We start from the raw sequence: 21,002 nt of genomic DNA, 5'->3' as shown, positions 1-21,002 counted from the left end.
TTCGACAAGGAGTCCCCGTGAGACATGGTCGCCGCTGGGCAACCACGGTCGCGTCCGCCGCCACGGCGGCCGCGGTCGCCGTCACCGTCGCGATCTCGGGCGCCACGCCCGCGAGCGCGGCCGCGACCTCGCCCTTCGACCCGCCCGCCTCGACCACCCTCAACGGGGCGACGCAGGGCACGATCAGCTTCTACGACGCGAGCGGGAACGTGCTGACCCACGGCCCGCTCGCGACGCCGCCGGCCTTCGCCGTGGCCGACACCGACGCCGGTCGCAGCGGCGACACCAAGGCCTCGCTGTTCGCGGTGACGCCGTCGAGCACCGCCCCTTCCTACAACTGGGCCAGCGAGCAGATCTCGGCCTCCGACGACTACCCGGCCACGCTGCCCGGGGCACTGTCCGGGAACACACACGCCGCGGTGTCGACCACCTTCCTCTGGTTCGACCCGAGCGCCGGGCACCCGTTCTACTACCCCAACAACGACGCGAACGCGGCGTGGCAGGGGCTCTACCAGCTGCGCATGTACACGTCCGGCCCGGGCCAGTCGATCGACACCACGCGGTACTCCTCGGCCACCATCGCCGTCGACCAGGTCGCCGGTGAGTGGACGCAGATCTACCCGACGCCGAGCGTCACGGCGACCGCCACCTCGGTGACCGCGCCCGTGCCCTCGGTCACGAGCCCCGCAGCGGCCGGCACCGCGATCACGCTGACCTCGGTCGCCTCCGCGGGCGCCGACCACCCGGCGGGGACGATCCAGTTCAAGGACGGCGGGACCGACCTCGGCGCGGCCGTGGCCGTCGACGGCTCCGGCAGCGCGACGTCGGCGTCGTTCACCCCGGCCTCGGGCTCGCACTCGTTCACCGCGGTGTTCACCCCGACCGACACCACGACCTACAGCGGGTCCACCTCCACCGCTACCTCGTTCAGCGTCGACGCCGTCCCCGCGGACGACACGACCACCAGCATCGACATGGTCGACCCGGCGGCGACGGCGGACACCAGCACGCCGATCCACGTCACGGTGACCGTGGCCGACTCGACCACTCCCGCGACCACGCCCACCGGCGCGGTGTCGGTGAAGGCCGACGGCACCGAGGTGGGCACCGGCACCCTGGACGGCAGCGGAGAGGCCGTGGTCACCATCCCGGCGTCCACCCTCACGATCGGCGACCACACCCTGACCGCCGACTACGCCGGCAACGCGAGCTTCAACGCCAGCTCGACCGCCTCCGGCACGGCGTACTCGATCACGCTCGCCGCCCCGGCGGACGTGTCGGCGCCGACGGTCGGCGGTGCCCGCGTGGGCGCGGCGAGCACGTGCACGGCCGGCGTGTGGACCTACGCGGGCACGTACTCCTACGCGTGGTACCTCGACTCGGCGACGACGCCGTTCGCCACCACGGCCCGCACCGCGGCCCTGCCCGCCGGCTACGCCGGGCACCGGGTCACCTGCACGGTGACCGCCACCAACCCGGCCGGCTCGGCGAGCGCGTCGTCCGCGGCGGTCAAGGTCGCCCTCGGCGCCGCGCCCCGTGCCACGGTGCGGCCCTCGATCCTGGGGCTCTACCGCGGCTACGCGCTGGTGGGTCGCACGGTCAAGGCGCGGGTCGGCTCGTGGTCGCCGCGGCCGAGCCGCTACGCCTACACGTGGAAGGTCAACGGCCACGTCGTGTCGCACCGCTCCTCGCTGCGGATCGGCACCGCGTGGCGTGGCAAGACCCTCGTGCTGGTGGTCACCACGGTGAAGCCGGGCTACGCGACCGGCGCGGCGTCGAGCCGCGGCGCCCGGGTGCGCTGACACCACCGACGGGCCGCGTCCCCTCCGGGGGGCGCGGCCCGTCGGCGTGCCCGCGGCCGTGCGTCCGCGCCGTCCCCTCACCCTGCGAAGCCGCGGCGTCACCGTGGGCCGAACGTCATCGCCCGGGCACGGCCTGTTCACCCGTCCCACGCCTGCGCGTCATGATCACCGCCGCCCGCGTACACCTGCCGCCGCCACGGTGATCGACTGCTGGCCTGGCGGGCGACGAGGGAGCGACGGATGGGGACCGGGGTGCACCCGCGTGCGCTGCGCCGCGCCCTCGTGCTCCGGCTGGCGGCTCTCGCGCTGCTGGTGCCCGCTACCGCGGGCGTCGCGCCGCTCGTGGCGGAGGCCGCCGCACCGCCGTCCGCGCAGTCGCTGGTGGTGTCCGGCGTCCAGCAGCCTCGGCAGGGGGGACCGGCGGTCACGACGTTCCGGGTCGACGTGAGCCCGGCGCAGGCCCACGGCAGCGTGCGTGTGTCGACGCCGGACGGCGTCGTGGGGCAGGCCCCGGTCCGCGGGGGCACCGCGTGGGTGCGCGGCTACCTGTCGCCGGGCGCGCACGTGGTGTCCGCGGGCTTCCTCCCGGATGACGCCGCCGCGTCGGTCACCGTGGTGTCGGCCCCGCTGGCCGTCACGGTCGACCGCGTGCCGGCCATGCGGGTGGTGGCCGTCGACGGCCGCGTGGTCGGCGTCGGGGAGCAGGTGCTGCGGCACGAGCCGACCTACGTCGACCTCACCGGGTTCCGGGCCCGCGACGAGGTCGCACTGCTCCTCCACGGGACTGGCCCGGACGTCGAGGTCGGTGAGGTGACGACGTCGGCGGACGGTACGGGCACGGGCCGGATCTCGATCCCGCGCCTGACCCGCTCGGGCTTCTACGAGCTCGTCGCCCGCACCCCGGTCGACCGGGTGTCCCAGGTGGTCTACGTGTGCAACCCGGACACCCGCCCGGACCCCGGGGAGGGCAGCCACGGCGGACGACCCCCCGACCCGCTCCCGCCCGGTGGCGGCAGCCGGGGCGTGCCGCTGCCCGGCACCGGTGGCCGGGGCACCGGCGGGGGCGAGGACGCCGGCTCGCCGCAGGAGCTGCCGCGCACGGGTGCCGACGTCGGGCCGCTGGCCCTCGTCGCCGTGGCGCTCGTGGTGGCGGGATGCGCGCTGCGCGTCCTCGCGGGGCAGCCGGGTGCACCGGACCCGTGCCGCGTGGCCGGGGACCGGCCGCCTCACTCGACCCGCTGAGCCGCCCGCCGTCCGTCCGAGAGCCGCACGACGACACGGTCGCCGGGTGACGCCGCGCAGGACAGCCACGCGACCTCCCCGGGCTCGAGCCGCACCGCGCAGCGGCCGCCCGGCTCGACCCGCGCGACGGCGCGCGCCCCGGGCTCGGTGAGCAGCAGCGGCGTCCGGATGCGTCCTGCCGAGGCCACCACGTGCTCGGTGAGGGCGACCGCGGGCACCTCGACCGTGGCGGTGGCGCGGGGCGCGGCCGGGCCGTGGCCCGCAGGTGCTCCCGGCGATCCGTCGTGGTCGTCCGCAGCGGCGACGGCCGGGCCGACCAGCACGGCGACCAGGCCGACCGCGAGGGCGGTCGGCAGCGCAATGCGCAGGGCGCGGCGGTGTGGTCTCACGTCGCTCCTGGGGGTGCGGGTGTCGGCGTCGTCAGTACAGGTGTCGGCAGGGATCGCGGCCGGCAGGAGCCGGGCGCGCCGGGAACGTGCGGCGGGGTGCCACCCGGTCCGGCGGGTCAGGGGGCCGACGGGACGCCGATCAGCACGACGGGCGCCGCCGGTGCCGGCGGCTCCATCGGGACCGGGCGGGCCACCGCGGCCACGACCGCGAGGGCGAGCAGCGGCGGGAGGAAGGTGCGGAGGATGTCGCGCTCTGCCCTGGTCATGGCGCCTGCTCCTTCCGAGCGTGCGGACATCGACGGCATCGACGCCGGCCGGCACCGGTCCCGAGCGCGCTGGGCCGTCCGGCGTACACCGGTGTGACGCACGAGACGCCGGCCGAATGGGGCCGTGTCGTGACGACGCCCCCGCCGGGGACGGCACGACGATGGGGCCGTGGACGCGGACACCCGGGCACGCCGGCTCGCGGCGTACGAGCGCTGGGCCGAGCCGCTGGTGTTCCTCCTCGGGATGCTGTTCCTGGTGGGCCTCATCGAGACGGCCAGCGCCCAGGGCGACACGCGCACCGGGCTGTGGCTCATGGCGGTGGCCTGGTTCGGGTTCGTCGTCGACCTGGTGGTGCGCTGGGTGCTCGACCCGGAGCCGAGGTCCTACGTGCGGCGCCACGCGTTCGCCATCCTCGCGGTGCTGCTGCCGGCGTTCCGTGCGCTGTTCGTCTTCTACATCTTCGTGCGTCTCGCCCGGGGCCGGCGCAAGCTGCGCGACCGCGTCCAGTGGTACGCCTTCTACCTGACCCTGCTCGTGGTGACCTTCGGCGCCGCCCTGGTGCTCGAGGCCGAGCGGCCCTACCCCGGCTCGAACATCCACACCTACGGCGAGGCCGTGTGGTGGGCCGCCGTCACCGTCACGACGGTCGGCTACGGCGACTACGTGCCGGTCAGCGCCCTCGGCCGATCCCTGGCCACGCTCATGCTGGTGAACGGCGTCATCGTCCTCTCGGTGATCACGGCGTCGATCTCCTCGCGGTTCGTGGCCGCACCGGACGAGGGGGAGCGGCCGCTGACCCTCGACGACCTCGACGACCGGCTCGCCCGGATCGAGGACGCGCTCGCCGCGCTGGCCAGGGCCCAGGCGCCGGACGCCGTCCCCACCGCTCGGCCTTCATCCGGCGGTCCTGCGCCCCAGGTCCCTCCGGGTCCGGGCCCCACCTGAGGGTCGACGGCGCCAGGGAGCCCTCGCGTCCGGTCGGCGATGTCGGCTCAGCGGGCCAGCAGGATGGCGGCCACGGCGAGCAGCCCCACGAGGGCCACCCCGACCGCGACGGTACGCACGGCGGCGCGGTTCACCGGCGAGGCCCCGAGGGTCACCGCGCGGTCGATCTGCGCGTGCCGCAGGTGCGCGCCGTAGCCGGTCGCCGCGGCCGCGGCCAGGAGCGCGACGCCGGCCCCGGTCAGCACGACGTCCGCGCGCACGATGCCGTAGCGGGTGAGCACGAGCGCGGCGACCGACGCCGAGAGCGCCGTGCGCCGCCACGCCAGGCTGGTGCGCTCGCCCTGGAGGCCGGCGTCGCGCGCCGGTGCCGGCCCCGGGGTCACGACGTCGCGCCGGGCGAGAGCGCCTGCACCAGCAGCGTGACGGCGATGACGACGGCCACCAGGGCAAGCCCGACGCTGAGCCAGAGCATGAGCGGGGTGCCCGGCAGCGGCTCGCCCCGCCGCATGGCCGCCTCGCTGCGGCGCCAGTGCCGGTAGGCGCCCACGCCGGTGAGCAGCCCGAAGAGCGCCAGCACCACCGACACCGCCGTGCGCACGCCGGCGATGGAGAACGACGGCACGAGCTGCTCGAGGGCCACGGCCCCGGCGATGAACGCCAGCGAGGTGCGGATCCAGGCCAGGAAGGTGCGCTCGTTGGCCAGCGAGAAGCGGTAGTCCGGGTCGCGGCCCTGCTGCCACCACGGCGCCCCGGCGTCGGCGCCCGACGCCGGCGCGGGCCCGGCGCCCGGCGTCGGCTCGGGGCCCGGCCCCGGTGCCCCGTCGCGCGTCTGGTCCACCGGCCCAGTCTCGCAGCCCGGCCCCGCCGATCGGGGCGCTCGCGGGCGGCCCGCCTAGGCTCGGTCCGTGTTCACCGACGTCGCGCGGGTCGTCCGCGCCTCCGCGCTGCCCGACGAGGCCCTCGACCCGTCGCCGCTCGAGCAGTCGCAGGTGGTCGCCGGCGCCCCCGAGGTGCGCCTGCTCGAGCTGCACGACTCGGCGGCGCTCGGAGTCGGCCTCTGGCAGCACTCGGCCGGGGTCAGCACCGACGTCGAGGCCGACGAGGTGTTCGTCGTGCTCTCCGGCCGGGCCACCATCGAGGTCGAGGACGGCCCCACCCTCGAGGTCGGGCCGGGCGACGTCGGGCTCCTGCCCGCCGGGGCCCGCACCACCTGGACGGTCCACGAGACCCTGCGCAAGGTGTACGTGGCCCGCCCGCCCGCGGCCGCCGAGGTGAATGACAGCGGTGGGATTCGCCCCTAGAGTGGGTCCGGCGGGCTCGTGCGAGCCTGGCCGCGCGGCCTGCCATCCTGGGGTCGTGCCAGTTCGGAGAGGGGACCGTTCCCATGGACGCCGCACGCGCAGCCGAGCCGATGCCCGGCGGTGAGCCGCTGTCCGACCGGGACCGCCGGATCCTCGAGTTCGAGCGGCAGTGGTGGAAGTACGCCGGTGCCAAGGAGCAGGCGATCCGCGACCTGTTCGACATGAGCGCCACCCGCTACTACCAGGTGCTCAACGCGCTGCTCGACAACCCGGCCGCACTCGAGGCCGACCCCATGCTCGTCAAGCGCCTGCGCCGCATGCGTGCCACCCGGCAGCGCGCGCGGTCGGCACGCCGGCTCGGGATCGAGCTCTGACACACTGCCTCGCACCGAGGAGGGCCGTGGGTACGGTCCCGGGTGAGGCGGGCACCGTGCCCGCACCGCTGCGCGAGGCGCTGGGGGGGACGAGATGACGTCGTTCGACGACGACGACGCACCCGCGCGCGGATCGGTCGACCACGCCGAGCCCGAGCCGCCCCTCAGCGAGACCCAGCCGATCCCCGTGGCGTTCACCGCGGCGGTCGACCCGCACCTGCCCTCCGGCCCGGACGACTACCACTACGACGACGTCCTGCCCGAGCACCCCGTGGGCGGGCGCAAGGCGCGGCGCGAGGCCGCGGAGGCGCTCGCCGCGGCGGAGGCCGCCCGCACCGCCGGCCTGCCCCCCGGCACCTACCCCGCGTCCGCCCCGCAGGCCTCGCTGCGGCCCGCGACGCCCTCGCCGCTCGGCCGCCTCGTCGTCCCCATCGCCCTGGCCCTGGTGTCCGCGGTGGCGCTGTTCGCGGCGTGGAACCACCTCCAGGCCTCCGGCGCCCCGGCCGTCCCCGTGGGCGCCGCCGGCCCGACGGCGCTGGCCTCGCCGCCCGTCCCCACGCTCGGCACCGCCAGCCCGGCGCCGAGCTCCTCGCCGTCGTCGAGCCCGAAGGCGAGCTCGTCGCCCTCGGCCCGGCCGAGCACCACGCCCTCGGCGAGGCCCAGCGGCAGCCCGTCGGCCTCGGGCGGGGCCGGCGCGCCGAGCGGGCTGCGCACGATCGACCCGACCTACACCGCCACGGACCGGCAGCCGCCGGTGATCGTGCTCAACGCGACCAACCGCGCCGGCCTGGCCGCGCGCGTGGCGGCCCGGCTGCGCGCCGACGGCTGGAAGGTCGTGCAGATCGGCAACTACCGCGGCGGCGACGTCGCCCGGACGACCTCGTTCATGATCGGCCACCTCGCGGCCGCCTCGACGCTCAAGCGCGACCTCGGCACGGTGACGCTCGTCGACGGCCTGCTGCCGGGGATGGCCGACAAGCACCTCACGCTGGTGGTCGGGGCCGACTACCCGGCCTGAGCGCGACGGCCCGGCGTCCCCGCCGGGTGAGGGGTCGGGTCGGGCGCTCGGTGTAGCCGCCGTCGGCCAGCCCCGCGCCGCGCTCGAAGGCGTTGCGGCTCCAGTGGTCGCCGGTGCGCAGGTAGGACCAGCCGACCGCGCCGAGGTAGAGCGGCAGGAACGCCAGCGTGCAGCACGCCCACTGCGTGGCGTGCACGGCCTCGTGGCGCAGCAGGCGGGGCGAGGGCTCCTCCACCCGCAGCAGCACGACGTTGCCCACCGTCACCGCGGCCGCACGGGGGAAGCCGTCGCGGACCCCGCGGGCGAGCAGCAGACCGTCGGGGCCGGGCTCGATCCGGCCGCCCCCGGCCCGGGCGAGCGCGAGGCCGAGCAGCGTCGACCCGTTGAGGGCGTTGGCCGCCAGGCGGGCCCGGTGCGCCGCGCGCACGGCCGGCTCAGGCCCGGTCCGCGCGGCGTGCGGCGTACTCCGCCACCGACACCAGCGGAGGGCGCTCGAGGGCCGCGACGTCGTGGGTCACCGTGGTGAACCCCGACACCCCGCGGTCGAACTGCACGAGGGTGTCGCCGAGCGCGACCCCGATCCCGTCGTCGCCGGACCGCGACGCCGCGGAGCCGTGGCCTGCAGCGCGGTCGAGGGCCGTGCGCAGGATCTCGGCGGCCATGCGCCCCAGGCGCCGCTCGTCGTGGTGGCGGTGCACGCGCACCCCGAGGTCCACCTGGGCCACGGCGTCGAGCCCCAGCAGCGCCACGGTGTCGACGAGCAGGGCGAGCTCGACGCCGTACCCGCACGGGAACGCGAGCCGCTCCAGCAGCGAGCGGCGGGCGGCGTACTCGCCGGCGAGCGGCTGCACGACGCCGGCCAGCTCGGGCCACAGCAGGTTGAGCAGCGGTCGGGCGACCAGCTCGGTCACCCGGCCGCCGCCGGCCGGCACCACGGTGGAGCCCTCCACCAGGGGGCGCTCGTAGACGGCCTTCACCAGGGCGACCGAGTAGTCGGCGAGCAGCGGGCCGAGCAACCCGCTGACGTAGGCCGGGGTGAACGACTGGAGGTCGGCGTCGACGAAGACGACGACGTCGCCGGTGGTGGCGGCCAGCGAGCGCCACATCGCCTCGCCCTTGCCAGGAACCACCGGCACGTCCGGCAGCACGTCCTCACGGGCGACCACGCGCGCCCCGGCCCGCCGCGCGACCTCGGCGGTGCGGTCGCGCGAGCCGGAGTCCATCACCACGAGCTCGTCGACCAGCCGCCGGTGCGCGGGCGCCCCCTCGCCGAGGCTCTCGCGCAGCGACTCGACGATGCGCCCGACCGTCGACTCCTCGTCGAGGGCGGGCAGCACGACGCTCACGGTCGTGGCGCCGCGCGCGGCGGCCAGCCGCTCGACGGGCCAGTCCTCGGCCGAGCTCGTGCGCCGGGAGAACCACGCCGCCACGTCGGCCCGCACCGCGACTCCCTCCGCCCGCGCCCACCGACGCGAGTGGGCGGCCGGTCTCAGGATCCGGACCGGCGTCGTCCCGAGGATCGGGACTCCCGTACAGTCTCCACCACGTCCGGAGGGTGCGGAGCCCGCTCCCCGACGGCCGCGCGACAGGTCCTCCTGCGCACAACAGAACAGCACGCTCATCCAGAGGGGCAGAGGGACACGGCCCTGCGAAGCCCCGGCAACCATCGCCGAACCTCTCGATGCGCTCGGCCCACGGGCCGGGGTCGCGCGAGGCCGACGGCGAGAAGGTGCCAACTCCGTCCGGCGACCACCAGGTCGTCCGGAAAGATGAGGAGAAAGGCCTCGCCATGACGACGACTCCCGTCGCCCCCAGCAGCACCCCCTCCGTCGCTCCCGACGCCGCGCCGCCCGTGCCGGACTTCGGGCCGGCGACGCACCTCACCTGCCGCGAGTGCGGCCAGACCTACGGTCTCGGCGCCGCCTACGCCTGCGCCGAGTGCTTCGGCCCGCTCGAGGTCGGCTACGACCACTCCGCCGTCACGCGCGAGCTGATCGAGTCCGGTCCCGCGAACATGTGGCGCTACTCGTGCCTGCTTCCGGTGGCGGCGTACGCCGGCGACGAGCGCAACCTCAACCCTGGCCTCACCCGGCTGGTGCGCGCCGACAACCTGGCCCGCGCCCTCGGCATGACGGGCCCGCTGTGGGTGAAGGACGACAGCGGCAACCCCACCCACTCGTTCAAGGACCGGGTGGTGGCCGTGGCCCAGAGCGCCGCGCGGCGGCTCGGCCTCGGCACGATCGCGTGCGCCTCCACGGGCAACCTGGCCAACGCGGTTGCAGCCGCTGCCGCCCGCGCCGGGCAGGACAGCGTCGTGGTGATCCCGAGCAACCTCGAGGACGGCAAGGTCCTCACCACGGCGGCCTACGGCGGCATCCTGCTCGCCGTCGACGGCACCTACGACGACGTCAACCGGCTGTGCTCCGAGCTCATCGGCGACCCCCTCACGGCGGACTGGGGCTTCGTCAACGTCAACCTGCGCCCCTACTACGCGGAGGGCTCGAAGACCGTCGGCTACGAGATCGCCGAGCAGCTCGGGTGGCGCCTGCCGCAGCAGGTCGTCGCGCCGATCGCGTCCGGCTCGCTGCTCACCAAGGTGGACAAGGCCTGGCGCGAGCTGAGCGCCCTGGGGCTCGTCGAGGGCTCGCCGTACCGGGTCTTCGGCGCGCAGGCCACCGGGTGCTCGCCGGTGGCGCAGGCGTTCCGCGCGGGCCACGACGTCGTGCGCCCGGTGCGGCCCGACACCATCGCCAAGTCGCTCGCGATCGGGAACCCCGCGGACGGCCCCTACGCGCTCGACGTCGTGCGGCGCACGGGCGGGGTGATCGAGGACGTCAGCGACGCCGAGGTGGTCGAGGGCATCCGGCTGCTCGCCGAGACCGAGGGCGTGTTCGCGGAGACCGCGGGCGGCGTCGTCGTGGCGACGCTGCGCAAGCTGCTCGCCACCGGGGCGCTCGACCCGGCCGCCGAGACGGTGATCCTCAACACCGGCGACGGGCTCAAGACGCTCGACGCCATCTCCTCGCACGTCGGCCCCACCGCGACGATCGCGCACGACGTCGACGAGGTCACCGCGGCGATCGCCGCCCACCACGCCCGCACGGGCGCCTGACCGGCCGGCGCCGGCGGCGACCGCACCACGAGAGGAACGAGCAGCACGATGAGCGTGTCCGTCCGGATCCCCACGATCCTGCGCACCTACACCGAGGGCGCGGCCGAGGTCAGCGTCGAGCCGGCCGACGCCACGCTGTCCGGCGTCCTCGACGCGCTCGAGGCCCTCGCGCCGGGCATCCGGGCGCGGGTGCTCGACGACAGCGGCGCGCTGCGCCGGTTCGTCAACGTCTACGTCGCGGACGAGGACGTGCGGTTCACCGACGGCCTCGCGACCCCGGTGGCCGCGGGCGCCCAGGTGAGCATCATCCCGGCGGTCGCGGGCGGCTGATCCCGCCGCGGGCGCCGCGTCAGAGGAGCGGCGTCTGCTGGTGCAGGGCCAGGCGCACGCGCCCGCCCGCCCAGACGTAGGTCGAGGCCATGTGGGCGCGCAGCTCCGGGCCCTCGGCGCGGCGCGCCTCGGCGGTGTACACGAGCGTGGTCGCGCCGGGGCCGAGCGGCACGGCGTGCGGCTCGGAGAGCTGGTAGCCCGCCCACGGCTCGGCGTCGCGCAGCGTCTCGACCACGTCGTCGCGGCCGAGGCACAGGCCGCCGGCCAGCAGCATCAGCCCGTCGTCGAGCATGAGGTCCTCGTAGAACTCGGCGCCGGTGCGGCGGCACAGCGAGCGCCAGCCGTCGTGCTCGAGCTCCAGCAGCGGTTCGAGACCCAGTCCTGTCATGGCGGCCACCTACCGCGGTGGCCGCCGGGCAAACCCGGCGTCCGTCCCCGATCCGTCGCGGGTTCAGTCGGGGATCGGGTCGTTCTCCGGGTCGACGTAGTGCAGGGCCGCCTCCTCGGCGGACAGGTCGTCGTCCTCGCCGACGTCGTGCGCGGTGACGTCGTCGTGCTCGCTGTCGAGCGCCTCGTCGTCCTCCACGAGCCGGCCGACGACGACCTCGCGCGGGCCCGTGCGGTGCGGCTCGAAGGTGGCCGCGACGTCGTCGGAGCCGTACTCCTCGACCAGGTCGGCCGTCATGACGTCGACGACCTCGTCGCCCGCCTGCCCCCGTCCGTGGTACGCCGGCGTGCCGTAGGGAGGGGTGCCGGTGCCGTCGTCGTCGCGATCGAGGGTGCTCATGGGGCCATTGTGGTCCGCGGGGCCCGCCATGGCGCGACGCCCCTCCCCGGGCGGGCCACCGCGCTCCGGGGGCGGGACCGGCGCGGCCCGACGGCTTGCACTCGGACCCCGAGAGTGCCAACAATGGGCGTTAGCACTCGACCCGGGAGAGTGACAGTCCGCGAGGACCCGCCCGCCCGGGGCGAGTGGCACGCGAGACCTCGCTGGTGAGGTCGGGGCCGGCAGTGCCTACCACTGTCGCGCCGCGGCCGTCCGTCGCGGGCACCCACGAGGTCCATCCCCCACGTGGAAAGGGATCGGCAGCCACATGGCGAAGATCATTGCGTTCGACGAGAACGCCCGCCGCTCGCTCGAGCGGGGCATGAACACCCTCGCCGACGCCGTCAAGGTGACGCTCGGCCCCAAGGGCCGCAACGTCGTTCTGGAGAAGAAGTGGGGCGCCCCCACGATCACCAACGACGGTGTCTCCATCGCGAAGGAGATCGAGCTCGAGGACCCGTACGAGAAGATCGGGGCCGAGCTGGTCAAGGAGGTCGCGAAGAAGACCGACGACGTCGCCGGTGACGGCACGACCACGGCGACCGTCCTGGCCCAGGCGCTCGTGCGCGAGGGTCTGCGCAACGTCGCGGCCGGCGCCAACCCGATGGCGCTCAAGCGCGGCATCGAGAAGGCCGTCGAGGCCGTGAGCGAGCAGCTCCTCTCGATGGCCAAGGAGGTCGAGACCAAGGAGCAGATCGCTGCCACGGCCTCCATCTCCGCCGCCGACACCCAGATCGGCGAGATCATCGCCGAGGCCATGGACAAGGTCGGCAAGGAAGGCGTCATCACCGTCGAGGAGAGCAACACCTTCGGCCTCGAGCTCGAGCTCACCGAGGGCATGCGCTTCGACAAGGGCTACATCTCGGGCTACTTCGTCACCGACGCCGAGCGCATGGAGACGGTCTACGAGGACGCGTACGTCCTCATCGCCAACTCCAAGATCTCCGGCGTCCGCGACCTGCTCCCGATCCTCGAGAAGGTCATCCAGTCGGGCAAGCCGCTGATGATCATCGCCGAGGACGTCGAGGGCGAGGCCCTGTCGACGCTGGTCGTCAACAAGATCAAGGGCACGTTCCGCTCGGTCGCGGTCAAGGCGCCCGGCTTCGGCGACCGCCGCAAGGCCATGCTCCAGGACATCGCGATCCTCACGGGCGGCCAGGTGATCTCCGAGGAGGTCGGCCTCAAGCTCGACTCGATCGGCCTCGAGATGCTCGGTCGCGCCCGCAAGGTGGTCGTGACCAAGGACGAGACCACCATCGTCGAGGGCGCGGGCGACTCCGAGCAGATCGCCGGCCGGGTCAACCAGATCCGCGCCGAGATCGAGAAGTCGGACTCCGACTACGACCGCGAGAAGCTCCAGGAGCGCCTCGCCAAGCTCGCCGGCGGCGTGGCCGTCATCAAGGCGGGCGCGGCCACCGAGGTGGAGCTCAAGGAGCGCAAGCACCGCATCGAGGACGCCGTCCGCAACGCGAAGGCGGCCGTCGAGGAGGGCATCGTCGCCGGCGGCGGCGTGGCCCTGCTCCAGGCGAGCGAGGCGGCCTTCGCCAAGCTCGAGCTCGAGGGTGACGAGGCCACCGGCGCGAACATCGTCCGCGTCGCCATGGAGGCCCCGCTCAAGCAGATCGCGATCAACGCCGGCCTCGAGGGCGGCGTCGTGGCGGAGAAGGTCCGCGGCCTCGAGCCCGGCTTCGGCCTCAACGCGGCCACCGGCGAGTACGTCGACCTGGTGAAGACCGGGATCATCGACCCGGCCAAGGTGACTCGCTCGGCGCTGCAGAACGCGGCGTCGATCGCGGCCCTGTTCCTCACCACCGAGGCGGTCATCGCCGACAAGCCGGAGAAGGCCGCCCCGGCCATGCCCGGCGGCGACATGGGCGGCATGGACTTCTAGTCGCCCCTGCACAGCACGACGGGCCCGGCACCGCGAGGTGCCGGGCCCGTCCGCGTCCCGCCCCGGTGGAGCGGTGCGCCGTCAGTGGTGGCGCGCGCCCCAGTGATGGTGGTGGTGGCCGAAGTCGAGGTGCGGGATCACCACGCGCACGCGCTTCGGGTTGTGGCCGGTGGCCGCGAAGAACGCGTCGCGCGCGTCCTTGAGCGCCGTCTTGTACGCCGTGCGCGCCGCGGTCATCGCGTCGGTCTTGGCGTGACGTGCGGCGACGACGGCCGGGTCGTTGGCGAAGGCCGTGCGCGCGTCCGCGATCGCCTGCACGAAGGCGGCCCGGTCGGCCGGGGCCTTGGCGCTGGCCTCGAAGGTCGCGATCGCGGCGTTGACGGCGGCCCGCAGCGTGGCCCGGGCCGTGGCCGTGGCGGTCTTGAAGTCGGCGCACGCCGCCTTCACGGCGGCCCGGTAGCTGACCGTGGCGGTGCGCACCGCGGTGCGGAAGTCCGCCCGGGCCGCCGCCTCGGCCGGCGTGGTGGTGGCCGTGTCGTAGGCCGTGTAGGCGGCGTCGATGGCGGTCGTGTACGCCGCGAAGGCAGCGCTGACCGCGGCGTCGCGCGTGGCGGCCGGGCCGGCCACGGCGGCGTCGTAGGCCGCTCGGGCGGCGAGGATCGTCCCCGGGTCCGTGGAGGTGCTCACGATCGCGCGACGGTCGGCGGCCGCCTGCACCACGACCGGGTCGGTGCGGAAGGCGTGCTCCGCGGCCCACAGGGCGCTGCGCAGCGTCGAGGTCGCCTGCGAGACGGCCTCGCGGAGGGCCTTGCGGGCGGCGGCCTCGGCGGGGTTCTGCGCCGAGTGCCATCCGTCGCGACCCGTCTCGGGGCCGCCGTTCGAGCGGTCGTGCGCGTTCGCGGCGGTGGCGAACGGCGAGGCGAGCACGAGCGAGACACCGGCAGCGGTGCCCACGAGCGCGCGACGTGTGCTGGAACGCATGGGGGGTCCTCCAGAGATGTCCGCGACCGTCCTGTGCGCGGTCGCGTGGTCCGCCTCCACCTTCGGCAGGGATGCGCGGGTCGACAAGCACGCGTAGCCCGTGCGGCACACTTCGCGACAGGCCTGCGCCGCCCCTTGGACGTCCCTTGGCACGCGTCGTACGACGCGTCACCCGCTCGGCTCAGCCGTCGCCGCGGTGCGTCCCCGCGGACGCGTGGCGAAACCCCGTGTCGCCCCGGGCGGCGCGCCTGACACGATCACCGCGTGGAGCTGGTCGTGCCTGCGGAGGAGCACCTCGAGAGCTACCTCGCCGCGCTGCGCACGCCCTGGTCGCCGGACGAGCAGCGGCCCGAGCTCGGGGTGGAGCAGATCGCCCGCGTCGAGTCCGACCCCGAGGGCTTCCTGCACGAGCTGCGCTCGGTCGACCCCGAGGGCCGCACCGTGACGCTGCCCGACGGCACCGTGGTGCCGCGGCTGCCGAGCCATCGCCGCTGGATCTGGGACGGCGAGTTCTGCGGCAGCATCGACCTGCGCTGGCAGCCGGGCACCTCTGCGCTGCCGGAGCACTGCCTCGGGCACATCGGCTACGGCGTCGTGCCGTGGAAGCGCCGTCGCGGCTACGCCACGCAGGCCCTGGCCGGGATCCTCGAGCTCGCCGAGGGCATGGGCCTGCCCCACGTCGACATCGTCACCGACCTCGACAACACGGCGTCGCAGCGGGTCGTGCTCGCCAACGGCGGGACCCTGGTGCGCCGCTTCACCAAGCCGAGCACCTCGCACGGCGGCGAGGGCCTGCTGTTCCGCGTGGCGCTGCCCCGCACCGCCGCGCAGGACTGACAGCATCGAGGGCCGCGCCGGTGGCGGTGCGGCCAGGACGGAGGGGGAGCGTGCCGGTCATCGAGGTGGAGGACCTCACCCGCAGCTACGCCAGCGGCCGCCGGCTGGGCCGGGCACCGCGGCGGGTGGTGGAGGCGGTGCGCGGTGTCTCCTTCGAGGTCGAGCGCGGCGAGCTGTTCGGGCTGCTGGGTCCCAACGGCGCGGGCAAGACGACCACCATCAAGATGCTCATCACCCTCCTGCTGCCCACCTCCGGCACCGCACGGGTGCTCGGCCGCGACGTGGTCGCCGAGCCGCGCGAGGTTCGCCGTCGCATCGGCTACGTCTTCGGCGGCGACAAGGGCCTCTACGAGCGCCTGTCCGGCCTGGACAACCTGCGGTACTTCGCGGAGCTGTACGGCGTCCCCCCGCGCGAGGTGCGGCCGCGGATCGGCGAGCTGCTCGAGCTCGTGGGCCTGGCGGGCCGGGAGAACGAGCGGGTGGAGGGCTACTCGCGCGGCATGCGGCAGCGCCTGCACATCGCCCGCGGGCTGCTGCACCGCCCGGAGGTGCTGTTCCTCGACGAGCCGAGCATCGGCATCGACCCGGTCGGTGCGCGCGAGCTGCGCGAGACCGTGGCGGCGCTGGTGTCCACCGGCACCACCGTGCTGCTCACGACGCACTACATGTTCGAGGCCGACGAGCTGTGCGACCGCATCGCCGTGATCGCGGGTGGCCGCATCATCGCCGAGGGCACGCCCGCCGCGCTGAAGTCCAACGTCGCCGACGGGCACGTGGTCGAGATCGAGGTGTACGACGGCATCGAGGCGGCGCAGGCCGACGCCGTGCGCGCGCTGCCCGGCGTCACCGCAGTCGCCGTCGAGGAGGGGGCGCACTCGCAGCTGCTCGTCGTGCGCACCGCGGCCGCGGCGCAGGTGACGCCCGCGGTGCTGGCGTCGCTGACGGGGCGCTCGCTGGGCCGCGTCGCCACCCGGGAGCCCACGCTGGAGGACGCGTACGTCGAGCTGGTGCGCCAGGCATGAGGACGCTGCGCCTGGTGGGCGTCGGATGGTGGATGCAGCTGAAGAACCGCAGCCGCTCGGCCTTCGACGGCCTGCTCTCGATCCTCTACCCGCTGTTCTTCGCGGCCACGATCTTCCTCGTCTACCAGCAGAACGGCGACCCCTCGGTGCTCGTCAGCGCCGCGGTCGGGGCGAGCCTCATGGGCATCTGGTCGGCGGTGAGCACCACGGCGTCCACCACCCTCCAGGGCGAGCGCCGTCAGGGCACGCTCGAGCTGCTCGTGGCGGCGCCCACGCCGTTCAGCCTGGTGATCCTCCCGGCGACGGTGAGCATGGCCACGATCGGCCTCTGGAGCTTCGTCGTCACGCTGCTGTTCGGCCGGTTCGCCTTCGGCATCCCCATCTCCTTCGACCAGCCCGTGGTGTTCGTGATCGCGGCGCTCGTGCTCGCGTTCTCGCTGGGGCTCGTGGGCTTCCTCCAGGCGGTCACCTCCGTGCGCTACCGCGCCGCGTGGGCGCTCGGCTCGCTCTTCGAGTTCCCGGTGTGGCTGGTGTGCGGCTTCCTCGTGCCGCTCAGCTCCCTCCCGTCGTGGGTGGCGCCCATCGCCTACGCCCTGCCACCCACCTGGGGGGTCTCGGCCGTGCGGGCCGCGGCGTTCGGCGGGTCGCCGTGGCGCGACATCGCGCTGTGCCTGCTCACCGGTGCCGTCTACGCGCTCGTCGGCGTCCTCATCGCGCGGCGCCTGGTGGACTCCGCGCGCGGCAACGCCACGCTGGCGCTCACGTGAGGGGGCCGTCATGAGGACGTCGCTGCGCATCTTCTTCATCGGCGGGATGACGAGCTACCGGGCCCTGTTCCACTGGCTCACGCCGTGGATCCTCATCCCCACGTTCGTGCTCTCGCCGCTGTTCCAGCTGGTGTTCTTCGTCTTCGTGGGCCGCGACGCCGGCTACGCCGACGACACCTTCTACCTCATCGGCAACGCCGTGCAGCTCGCGTCGATCCCGTGCCTGTTCGCGATGGGCAACACGATCGGCAACGAGCGCTACTTCCAGACCCTCGGGCTGCTTCTCGCCAGCCCCGCGCGCCGGCTCCCGCTGTTCCTCGGCCGGTCGCTGCCGGTCATCGTCAACGGCTTCCTGGTCTCGCTCGTGGTGCTGGTGACCGGGGCGCTGCTGCTCCGGGTGAGCATGGCTGCGGCGGCGTGGCCCGAGATCGTCGGCGTGCTCGTGGTGACGTCGTTCTCCTGCACCGGCCTCGGGCTCGCCGCCGCCGCCCTCGCGCTGAGGGTGCGCGAGACCGCGGTGCTGTCCAACATCATCGCGGGCCTGCTCATCGTGTTCTGCGGCGTCAACGTCGCGGTGTCGGCGCTGCCGGCGTGGATGCAGCCGATCTCGAACGCGCTGCCGCTGACGCACGGGATCGAGGCGGCCCGCGACCTCGCGGCCGGCTCGTCGTGGGGGCAGGTGTCCGGGCTCGTCGTGGCCGAGGCGGCCATCGGCCTGGCCTGGGCCGCCCTGGGCATCGGCCTGCTCTTCTACTTCGAGGTGGAGAGCCGGCGGCAGGCGACCCTCGAGCTCGCCTAGCCCCAGCGGCGAGGTTCCTCCGGCGGCCGCGCGAGGTCGTCGTCCTCCAGCGCGAGCTCCCACCACCCGACGTCGCGCCAGCCCCCGAGCTTCCACCCGACGCGGTGGTAGACCCCGACCGGCGTGAAGCCGAACGACTCGTGCAGCCGGACGCTGGCCTCGTTCGGCAGGGCGATGCCGGCGTAGGCGCGCAGGTAGCCGAGCCGCCGTACCTCGGGCAGGAGCCGGGCGTAGAGCGCGGACCCGATGCCGCGACGCGTCGCGGAGGGGTCGAGGTACACCGAGACGTCGACGGCCCAGCGGTAGGCGGCCCGCTCGCGGTGCCGTCCGGCGTACGCGAAGCCGACCACGTCGTCCTCGATCGTGGCCACGAGCCACGGCAGCCGCGGCTCGGACGATCGCCGAGCCTCCATCGCGTCGGCGCCGGGCGGCACCTCCTCGAAGGAGGCGAACGAGGCGAGCACGTGGTGGCCGTACACGCGGGCGATGGCCGCGGCGTCGTCGGCCCCGGCTGGGCGCACCTCGGCGGGCTGCACGCGGGGAGCGTACGGCCGACTCGCGCGGTGCCGGGAGCCGGCCGGCGACCGGGCGTCGGCTAGGTTCCACGGATGCTGCGCGCACCGGTGGGCCCGTGAGCGGCTCCGCGCGCGCCACGGGCCCTCGTGCCGCGCGGCGTCGCCGGCTCACCTGGGCGGTCGCCGGCGTGCTGGTGGCCTCGCTCGTGCTGGGCGTCGTCGTGGTGCTCGTCGGGCTCGGCCAGGGCGGCACCCCGCAGGTGGTGGAGCCGCCCTACGACCCGCTGCTGCCCGGCGCGCCCCTGGTGGTCGTGCCGGCTCCGGCGCCGCCCGCGCGCGTGACCGGCATCGGCCACGACGTCTCCTACCCGCAGTGCCGCAGCACGCTGCCGCCCAAGCCCGCCTTCGCCATCGTCGGGGTGAACGGCGGAGCGCCCCTCACCTCGAACCGCTGCTTCGCCGAGCAGGTGGCGTGGGCGCGCACGAGCAAGGTGGGCTACGCGGTCTACGTGAACACGTCGTACTCCGGCAAGGGGGACCCGGTCGCGTACGGCCGGCGACTCGTGGAGGACGCGATCGCGCGCGAGCACGCCGCCGGGGTCAGCGGCACCGCCGTGTGGTGGCTCGACGTCGAGCTCGGCAACACCTGGCGCGGCACCCAGCAGGAGAACGCGACGGTGCTGGCGGCGATGGCCGCGCGGCTCCAGGAGGCGGGCGTCCGGGTCGGCATCTACTCCTCGCCGCCTCAGTTCCAGGAGATCGCCGGAGCCTGGGAGCCGGGGCTGCCGGTGTGGAACGCGACCGGGCCGGGGACGCGCAAGGCGGCGCTCGCGTCCTGCTCGGAGTCGTTCGCCGGGTCGCGCACCGCCATCGTGCAGTGGGTGCAGAAGCGGGGATCCGCCCTGCTCGACCACGACGTCGTGTGCCCGGCGTGGCGCGACCGGGCCGGCGACCTGCTCGACCTCGGGCACGCCGGCTGACCCCCGGTCGACAGCGCGGGACGCGCGGCATAAGTTCGGGCATTGAACGAATCCGTCGCCCGGCTCGCGCGGCCGGGCCGAGCGCAGGAGAGCACCGTGCCCGCAGCAGTCCGTGACCTCGCCGGGACCGTCGTCGCCATCACCGGGGCGACCGCCGGGATCGGGGCCGCCACCGCCCGCCAGCTCGTGGCCGAGGGCGCCCGGGTGGCGCTCGGCGGACGCCGGGTGGAGCGCCTCGACGCGCTGGTCGCCGAGCTCGGCGCGGACGCCGCCGTGGCCGTCCCGATGGACGTGCGCCGTCCCGAGGACAACGCGCGGCTCGTGGACGCCGCGGTGCAGCGGTGGGGCCGGCTGGACTCCGTGGTGCCCAACGCCGGCATCGGGATGTACGGCGGGATCCTCGACCAGACCGACGAGCAGCTCGCCGAGATGATGGACACCAACTACGCCGGCACGGTGTGGACCGTGCGCGCGGCGCTCCCGGCGCTGCTCGAGGCGGGCGGCGGCGACATCGTCATCGTGTCCAGCGTCGCCGGGTTCCGCGGCGGTGCCGACGAGGCGGTGTACGCCGGCACCAAGCACGCGCAGGTGGGGCTCGCCGGCTCGCTCGACCGCGAGCTGCGCGAGCAGGGTGTGCGCGTCACGCTCATCTGCCCCGCGGGCACCGCGACTGAGTTCGCCGTGGGCGCGGGCCGCACCGAGGACGACCCCCGGTTCGCCGACTGGCTCACCGCCGACGATGTCGCGCACGCGATCGTGACGACGCTGCAGCAGCCGCGCTCGATGCGCACGGCGATCTGGACGCTGTGGAGCATGGGGCAGGGCAGCTGACCCGCACGACGCCGGCCCACCACACGCGCGGCCGAGGAGCCTGCGCTCGACTCCCGTGACGCCGGCCGCTGAGGCGATCCCGCACGTCGGCGTCAGCCTCTGGTGCGTCGTGATCGGGCGACGCGGCTGATGCGCTGGGTGGGGACCGCCCTGCGCCTTCGCCGGCGTCCGGTGGTGGCCGATGGACCTGGCTGTCGCCTACGAAGTCGTCGACCGGCACGCCCCCGGATCGTCCGGAACTCTGATTGCGCAGGCTGTCCCGCGGGGGCCCCCTTGCACCTGCCCGAGTAGTCGCGGACTCCGCATCGAACCGCGGCGACGCTGGCGTGAGAGTGCAGCACGTAGGACGCGCCCGTGGGGACCGCACAGCAGGCCGACGCCACCCGGGGACTGACGTGGCCGTCCACACCCTGTGGACGGACGATCGGTGAAATCCCTTGGGATTGCTGGGGATTGGGGGTTGTGCCTGTCAGCGGTCTCCGATAGCATTCCCACATTCATCCGAAACCAGCCGAACATCTGGGAGGTGCCCGATGACCGCCGTCGACGACCGCGACACCACCCCTTCGTTCGGCCCGGTGGGTCTCGGGTTCCACCCGGACTGGGACGTGCACGACCCGATCGCGTGGCTGACCGGAGACCCCCGTGCACTGCTGCCGCTGCTCGAGCAGCCGGTGGACGCGACCGACCTGATCCTGCTCGAGCAGGTCGACGTCGAGGCGATCACCGAGCCGGCCGAGCTGATCGACTACCTGTCCGTCGCGACCCGGCTC

26 protein-coding genes and 1 riboswitch are annotated in these 21,002 nt (G+C 74.7%); of the genes, 17 read left to right on the top strand and 9 right to left on the bottom strand.

The window, feature by feature from the left end:
* Window positions 1-24 precede the first annotated feature (24 nt).
* The 3 genes from GC157_14555 (at window position 25) to GC157_14545 (ending at window position 3,044) form a co-directional block, all read left to right on the top strand.
* Window positions 25-216: a hypothetical protein gene (locus GC157_14555; GenBank protein ID MBI1378681.1), complete on the top strand. Its 192-nt coding sequence runs from the start codon at window positions 25-27 to the stop codon at window positions 214-216.
* Complete coding sequence (locus GC157_14550; GenBank protein MBI1378680.1) at window positions 210-1,802, top strand: hypothetical protein; 1,593 nt, start codon at window positions 210-212, stop codon at window positions 1,800-1,802. The genes GC157_14555 and GC157_14550 overlap by 7 nt, the downstream gene beginning before the upstream one ends.
* A 240-nt stretch (window positions 1,803-2,042) precedes the next feature.
* Window positions 2,043-3,044 carry a hypothetical protein gene (locus GC157_14545; protein MBI1378679.1) on the top strand — a complete coding sequence of 334 codons (1,002 nt, stop codon included), beginning with the start codon at window positions 2,043-2,045 and terminating at the stop codon, window positions 3,042-3,044.
* Here the strand turns inward: GC157_14545 and GC157_14540 are convergent.
* Window positions 3,029-3,433, bottom strand: a complete 405-nt coding sequence (locus tag GC157_14540; GenBank protein ID MBI1378678.1) for a hypothetical protein — start codon at window positions 3,431-3,433, stop codon at window positions 3,029-3,031. The genes GC157_14545 and GC157_14540 overlap by 16 nt on opposite strands.
* A 435-nt stretch (window positions 3,434-3,868) precedes the next feature.
* Here GC157_14540 and GC157_14535 point away from each other — a divergent pair, with 435 nt between their 5' ends.
* Window positions 3,869-4,645, top strand: coding sequence for a hypothetical protein (locus GC157_14535; protein ID MBI1378677.1), 777 nt, complete (start codon window positions 3,869-3,871; stop codon window positions 4,643-4,645).
* A gap of 47 nt (window positions 4,646-4,692) precedes the next feature.
* Here GC157_14535 and GC157_14530 read toward each other — a convergent pair whose 3' ends face one another.
* The gene (locus GC157_14530) at window positions 4,693-5,028 is read right to left on the bottom strand and encodes a DUF202 domain-containing protein (GenBank protein ID MBI1378676.1); all 336 of its coding nucleotides are present in this window, start codon (window positions 5,026-5,028) and stop codon (window positions 4,693-4,695) included.
* Window positions 5,025-5,483 carry a DUF202 domain-containing protein gene (locus GC157_14525; GenBank protein ID MBI1378675.1) on the bottom strand — a complete coding sequence of 153 codons (459 nt, stop codon included), beginning with the start codon at window positions 5,481-5,483 and terminating at the stop codon, window positions 5,025-5,027. The genes GC157_14530 and GC157_14525 overlap by 4 nt, the downstream gene beginning before the upstream one ends.
* A 67-nt stretch (window positions 5,484-5,550) precedes the next feature.
* Here GC157_14525 and GC157_14520 point away from each other — a divergent pair, with 67 nt between their 5' ends.
* The 3 genes from GC157_14520 to GC157_14510 all read left to right on the top strand — a co-directional run bounded on the left by GC157_14520 (window position 5,551) and on the right by GC157_14510 (window position 7,338).
* Window positions 5,551-5,946 (top strand): DUF861 domain-containing protein, encoded by a 396-nt coding sequence (locus GC157_14520; protein MBI1378674.1) that lies wholly within the window; start codon window positions 5,551-5,553, stop codon window positions 5,944-5,946.
* An 83-nt stretch (window positions 5,947-6,029) separates the two neighbouring features.
* Window positions 6,030-6,320 (top strand): DUF3263 domain-containing protein, encoded by a 291-nt coding sequence (locus GC157_14515; GenBank protein ID MBI1378673.1) that lies wholly within the window; start codon window positions 6,030-6,032, stop codon window positions 6,318-6,320.
* Window positions 6,321-6,414: 94 nt separating this feature from the next.
* On the top strand, window positions 6,415-7,338 hold the full coding sequence (locus GC157_14510; protein ID MBI1378672.1) for a hypothetical protein: 924 nt from the start codon (window positions 6,415-6,417) through the stop codon (window positions 7,336-7,338).
* Here GC157_14510 and GC157_14505 read toward each other — a convergent pair.
* Both GC157_14505 and GC157_14500 read right to left on the bottom strand, forming a co-directional pair.
* A complete protein-coding gene (locus tag GC157_14505; protein ID MBI1378671.1) occupies window positions 7,304-7,765 on the bottom strand; it encodes a hypothetical protein in 462 nt (153 codons plus the stop codon). The two genes, GC157_14510 and GC157_14505, sit on opposite strands and share 35 nt — an antisense overlap.
* 7 nt (window positions 7,766-7,772) lie before the next feature.
* A complete protein-coding gene (locus GC157_14500) occupies window positions 7,773-8,780 on the bottom strand; it encodes a glucosyl-3-phosphoglycerate synthase (GenBank protein MBI1378670.1) in 1,008 nt (335 codons plus the stop codon).
* Window positions 8,781-8,953: 173 nt separating this feature from the next.
* Window positions 8,954-9,114, top strand: a riboswitch (SAM riboswitch).
* Window positions 9,115-9,127: 13 nt separating this feature from the next.
* Between GC157_14500 and GC157_14495 the strand changes: the two genes are divergently transcribed.
* On the top strand, window positions 9,128-10,450 hold the full coding sequence (locus GC157_14495; protein ID MBI1378669.1) for a threonine synthase: 1,323 nt from the start codon (window positions 9,128-9,130) through the stop codon (window positions 10,448-10,450).
* A gap of 48 nt (window positions 10,451-10,498) precedes the next feature.
* Window positions 10,499-10,780 carry a molybdopterin synthase sulfur carrier subunit gene (locus GC157_14490; protein ID MBI1378668.1) on the top strand — a complete coding sequence of 94 codons (282 nt, stop codon included), beginning with the start codon at window positions 10,499-10,501 and terminating at the stop codon, window positions 10,778-10,780.
* A 19-nt stretch (window positions 10,781-10,799) separates the two neighbouring features.
* On the opposite strand, the gene GC157_14485 is transcribed toward GC157_14490, so the two are convergent.
* Together GC157_14485 and GC157_14480 are read right to left on the bottom strand one after the other, a co-directional pair.
* The gene (locus tag GC157_14485; protein MBI1378667.1) at window positions 10,800-11,168 is read right to left on the bottom strand and encodes a DUF4440 domain-containing protein; all 369 of its coding nucleotides are present in this window, start codon (window positions 11,166-11,168) and stop codon (window positions 10,800-10,802) included.
* 63 nt (window positions 11,169-11,231) lie between these two features.
* On the bottom strand, window positions 11,232-11,567 hold the full coding sequence (locus tag GC157_14480; GenBank protein MBI1378666.1) for a hypothetical protein: 336 nt from the start codon (window positions 11,565-11,567) through the stop codon (window positions 11,232-11,234).
* 307 nt (window positions 11,568-11,874) lie between these two features.
* On the opposite strand from GC157_14480, the gene groL reads away from it, so the two are divergent.
* Window positions 11,875-13,497: a chaperonin GroEL gene (groL, locus tag GC157_14475; GenBank protein MBI1378665.1), complete on the top strand. Its 1,623-nt coding sequence runs from the start codon at window positions 11,875-11,877 to the stop codon at window positions 13,495-13,497.
* 81 nt (window positions 13,498-13,578) lie between these two features.
* On the opposite strand, the gene GC157_14470 is transcribed toward groL, so the two are convergent.
* A complete protein-coding gene (locus GC157_14470) occupies window positions 13,579-14,478 on the bottom strand; it encodes a hypothetical protein (protein ID MBI1378664.1) in 900 nt (299 codons plus the stop codon).
* Window positions 14,479-14,742: 264 nt separating this feature from the next.
* Between GC157_14470 and GC157_14465 the strand changes: the two genes are divergently transcribed.
* Genes GC157_14465 through GC157_14450 form a run of 4 tightly spaced genes read left to right on the top strand, consistent with a single transcriptional unit; the run spans window position 14,743 to window position 17,903 of the window.
* A complete protein-coding gene (locus tag GC157_14465; GenBank protein MBI1378663.1) occupies window positions 14,743-15,315 on the top strand; it encodes a GNAT family N-acetyltransferase in 573 nt (190 codons plus the stop codon).
* A 50-nt stretch (window positions 15,316-15,365) separates the two neighbouring features.
* A complete protein-coding gene (locus GC157_14460; GenBank protein ID MBI1378662.1) occupies window positions 15,366-16,337 on the top strand; it encodes an ATP-binding cassette domain-containing protein in 972 nt (323 codons plus the stop codon).
* Window positions 16,334-17,104 carry an ABC transporter permease gene (locus GC157_14455; GenBank protein MBI1378661.1) on the top strand — a complete coding sequence of 257 codons (771 nt, stop codon included), beginning with the start codon at window positions 16,334-16,336 and terminating at the stop codon, window positions 17,102-17,104. The genes GC157_14460 and GC157_14455 overlap by 4 nt, the downstream gene beginning before the upstream one ends.
* Before the next feature lie 10 nt (window positions 17,105-17,114).
* Complete coding sequence (locus tag GC157_14450; GenBank protein MBI1378660.1) at window positions 17,115-17,903, top strand: ABC transporter permease; 789 nt, start codon at window positions 17,115-17,117, stop codon at window positions 17,901-17,903.
* On the opposite strand, the gene GC157_14445 is transcribed toward GC157_14450, so the two are convergent.
* Window positions 17,900-18,439: a GNAT family N-acetyltransferase gene (locus GC157_14445; protein MBI1378659.1), complete on the bottom strand. Its 540-nt coding sequence runs from the start codon at window positions 18,437-18,439 to the stop codon at window positions 17,900-17,902. The two genes, GC157_14450 and GC157_14445, sit on opposite strands and share 4 nt — an antisense overlap.
* A 95-nt stretch (window positions 18,440-18,534) precedes the next feature.
* On the opposite strand from GC157_14445, the gene GC157_14440 reads away from it, so the two are divergent.
* The 3 genes from GC157_14440 to GC157_14430 form a co-directional block, all read left to right on the top strand.
* Window positions 18,535-19,398 carry a hypothetical protein gene (locus tag GC157_14440; GenBank protein ID MBI1378658.1) on the top strand — a complete coding sequence of 288 codons (864 nt, stop codon included), beginning with the start codon at window positions 18,535-18,537 and terminating at the stop codon, window positions 19,396-19,398.
* 96 nt (window positions 19,399-19,494) lie between these two features.
* Window positions 19,495-20,229 (top strand): SDR family NAD(P)-dependent oxidoreductase, encoded by a 735-nt coding sequence (locus GC157_14435; protein MBI1378657.1) that lies wholly within the window; start codon window positions 19,495-19,497, stop codon window positions 20,227-20,229.
* 533 nt (window positions 20,230-20,762) lie between these two features.
* On the top strand, window positions 20,763-21,002 hold a 240-nt coding region (locus GC157_14430; protein ID MBI1378656.1), incomplete at its 3' end, for a hypothetical protein.

The sequence above is a fragment of the Frankiales bacterium genome (assembly GCA_016125335.1).
GTDB lineage: Bacteria > Actinomycetota > Actinomycetes > S36-B12 > CAIYMF01 > Longivirga.
The sequence above is the reverse complement of the archived record's forward strand: the minus strand, read 5'-3'. Positions and strand labels throughout refer to the sequence as shown.

Coding starts and splice junctions, on each gene's coding strand:
- GC157_14515 (MBI1378673.1), top strand. CDS start 6,030: ATGGACGCCGCACGCGCAGCCGAGCCGATGCCCGGCGGTGAGCCGCTG.
- GC157_14450 (MBI1378660.1), top strand. CDS start 17,115: ATGAGGACGTCGCTGCGCATCTTCTTCATCGGCGGGATGACGAGCTAC.
- GC157_14455 (MBI1378661.1), top strand. CDS start 16,334: ATGAGGACGCTGCGCCTGGTGGGCGTCGGATGGTGGATGCAGCTGAAG.
- GC157_14510 (MBI1378672.1), top strand. CDS start 6,415: ATGACGTCGTTCGACGACGACGACGCACCCGCGCGCGGATCGGTCGAC.
- GC157_14480 (MBI1378666.1), bottom strand. CDS start 11,567: ATGAGCACCCTCGATCGCGACGACGACGGCACCGGCACCCCTCCCTAC.
- GC157_14470 (MBI1378664.1), bottom strand. CDS start 14,478: ATGCGTTCCAGCACACGTCGCGCGCTCGTGGGCACCGCTGCCGGTGTC.
- groL (MBI1378665.1), top strand. CDS start 11,875: ATGGCGAAGATCATTGCGTTCGACGAGAACGCCCGCCGCTCGCTCGAG.
- GC157_14495 (MBI1378669.1), top strand. CDS start 9,128: ATGACGACGACTCCCGTCGCCCCCAGCAGCACCCCCTCCGTCGCTCCC.
- GC157_14545 (MBI1378679.1), top strand. CDS start 2,043: ATGGGGACCGGGGTGCACCCGCGTGCGCTGCGCCGCGCCCTCGTGCTC.
- GC157_14555 (MBI1378681.1), top strand. CDS start 25: ATGGTCGCCGCTGGGCAACCACGGTCGCGTCCGCCGCCACGGCGGCCG.
- GC157_14485 (MBI1378667.1), bottom strand. CDS start 11,168: ATGACAGGACTGGGTCTCGAACCGCTGCTGGAGCTCGAGCACGACGGC.
- GC157_14490 (MBI1378668.1), top strand. CDS start 10,499: ATGAGCGTGTCCGTCCGGATCCCCACGATCCTGCGCACCTACACCGAG.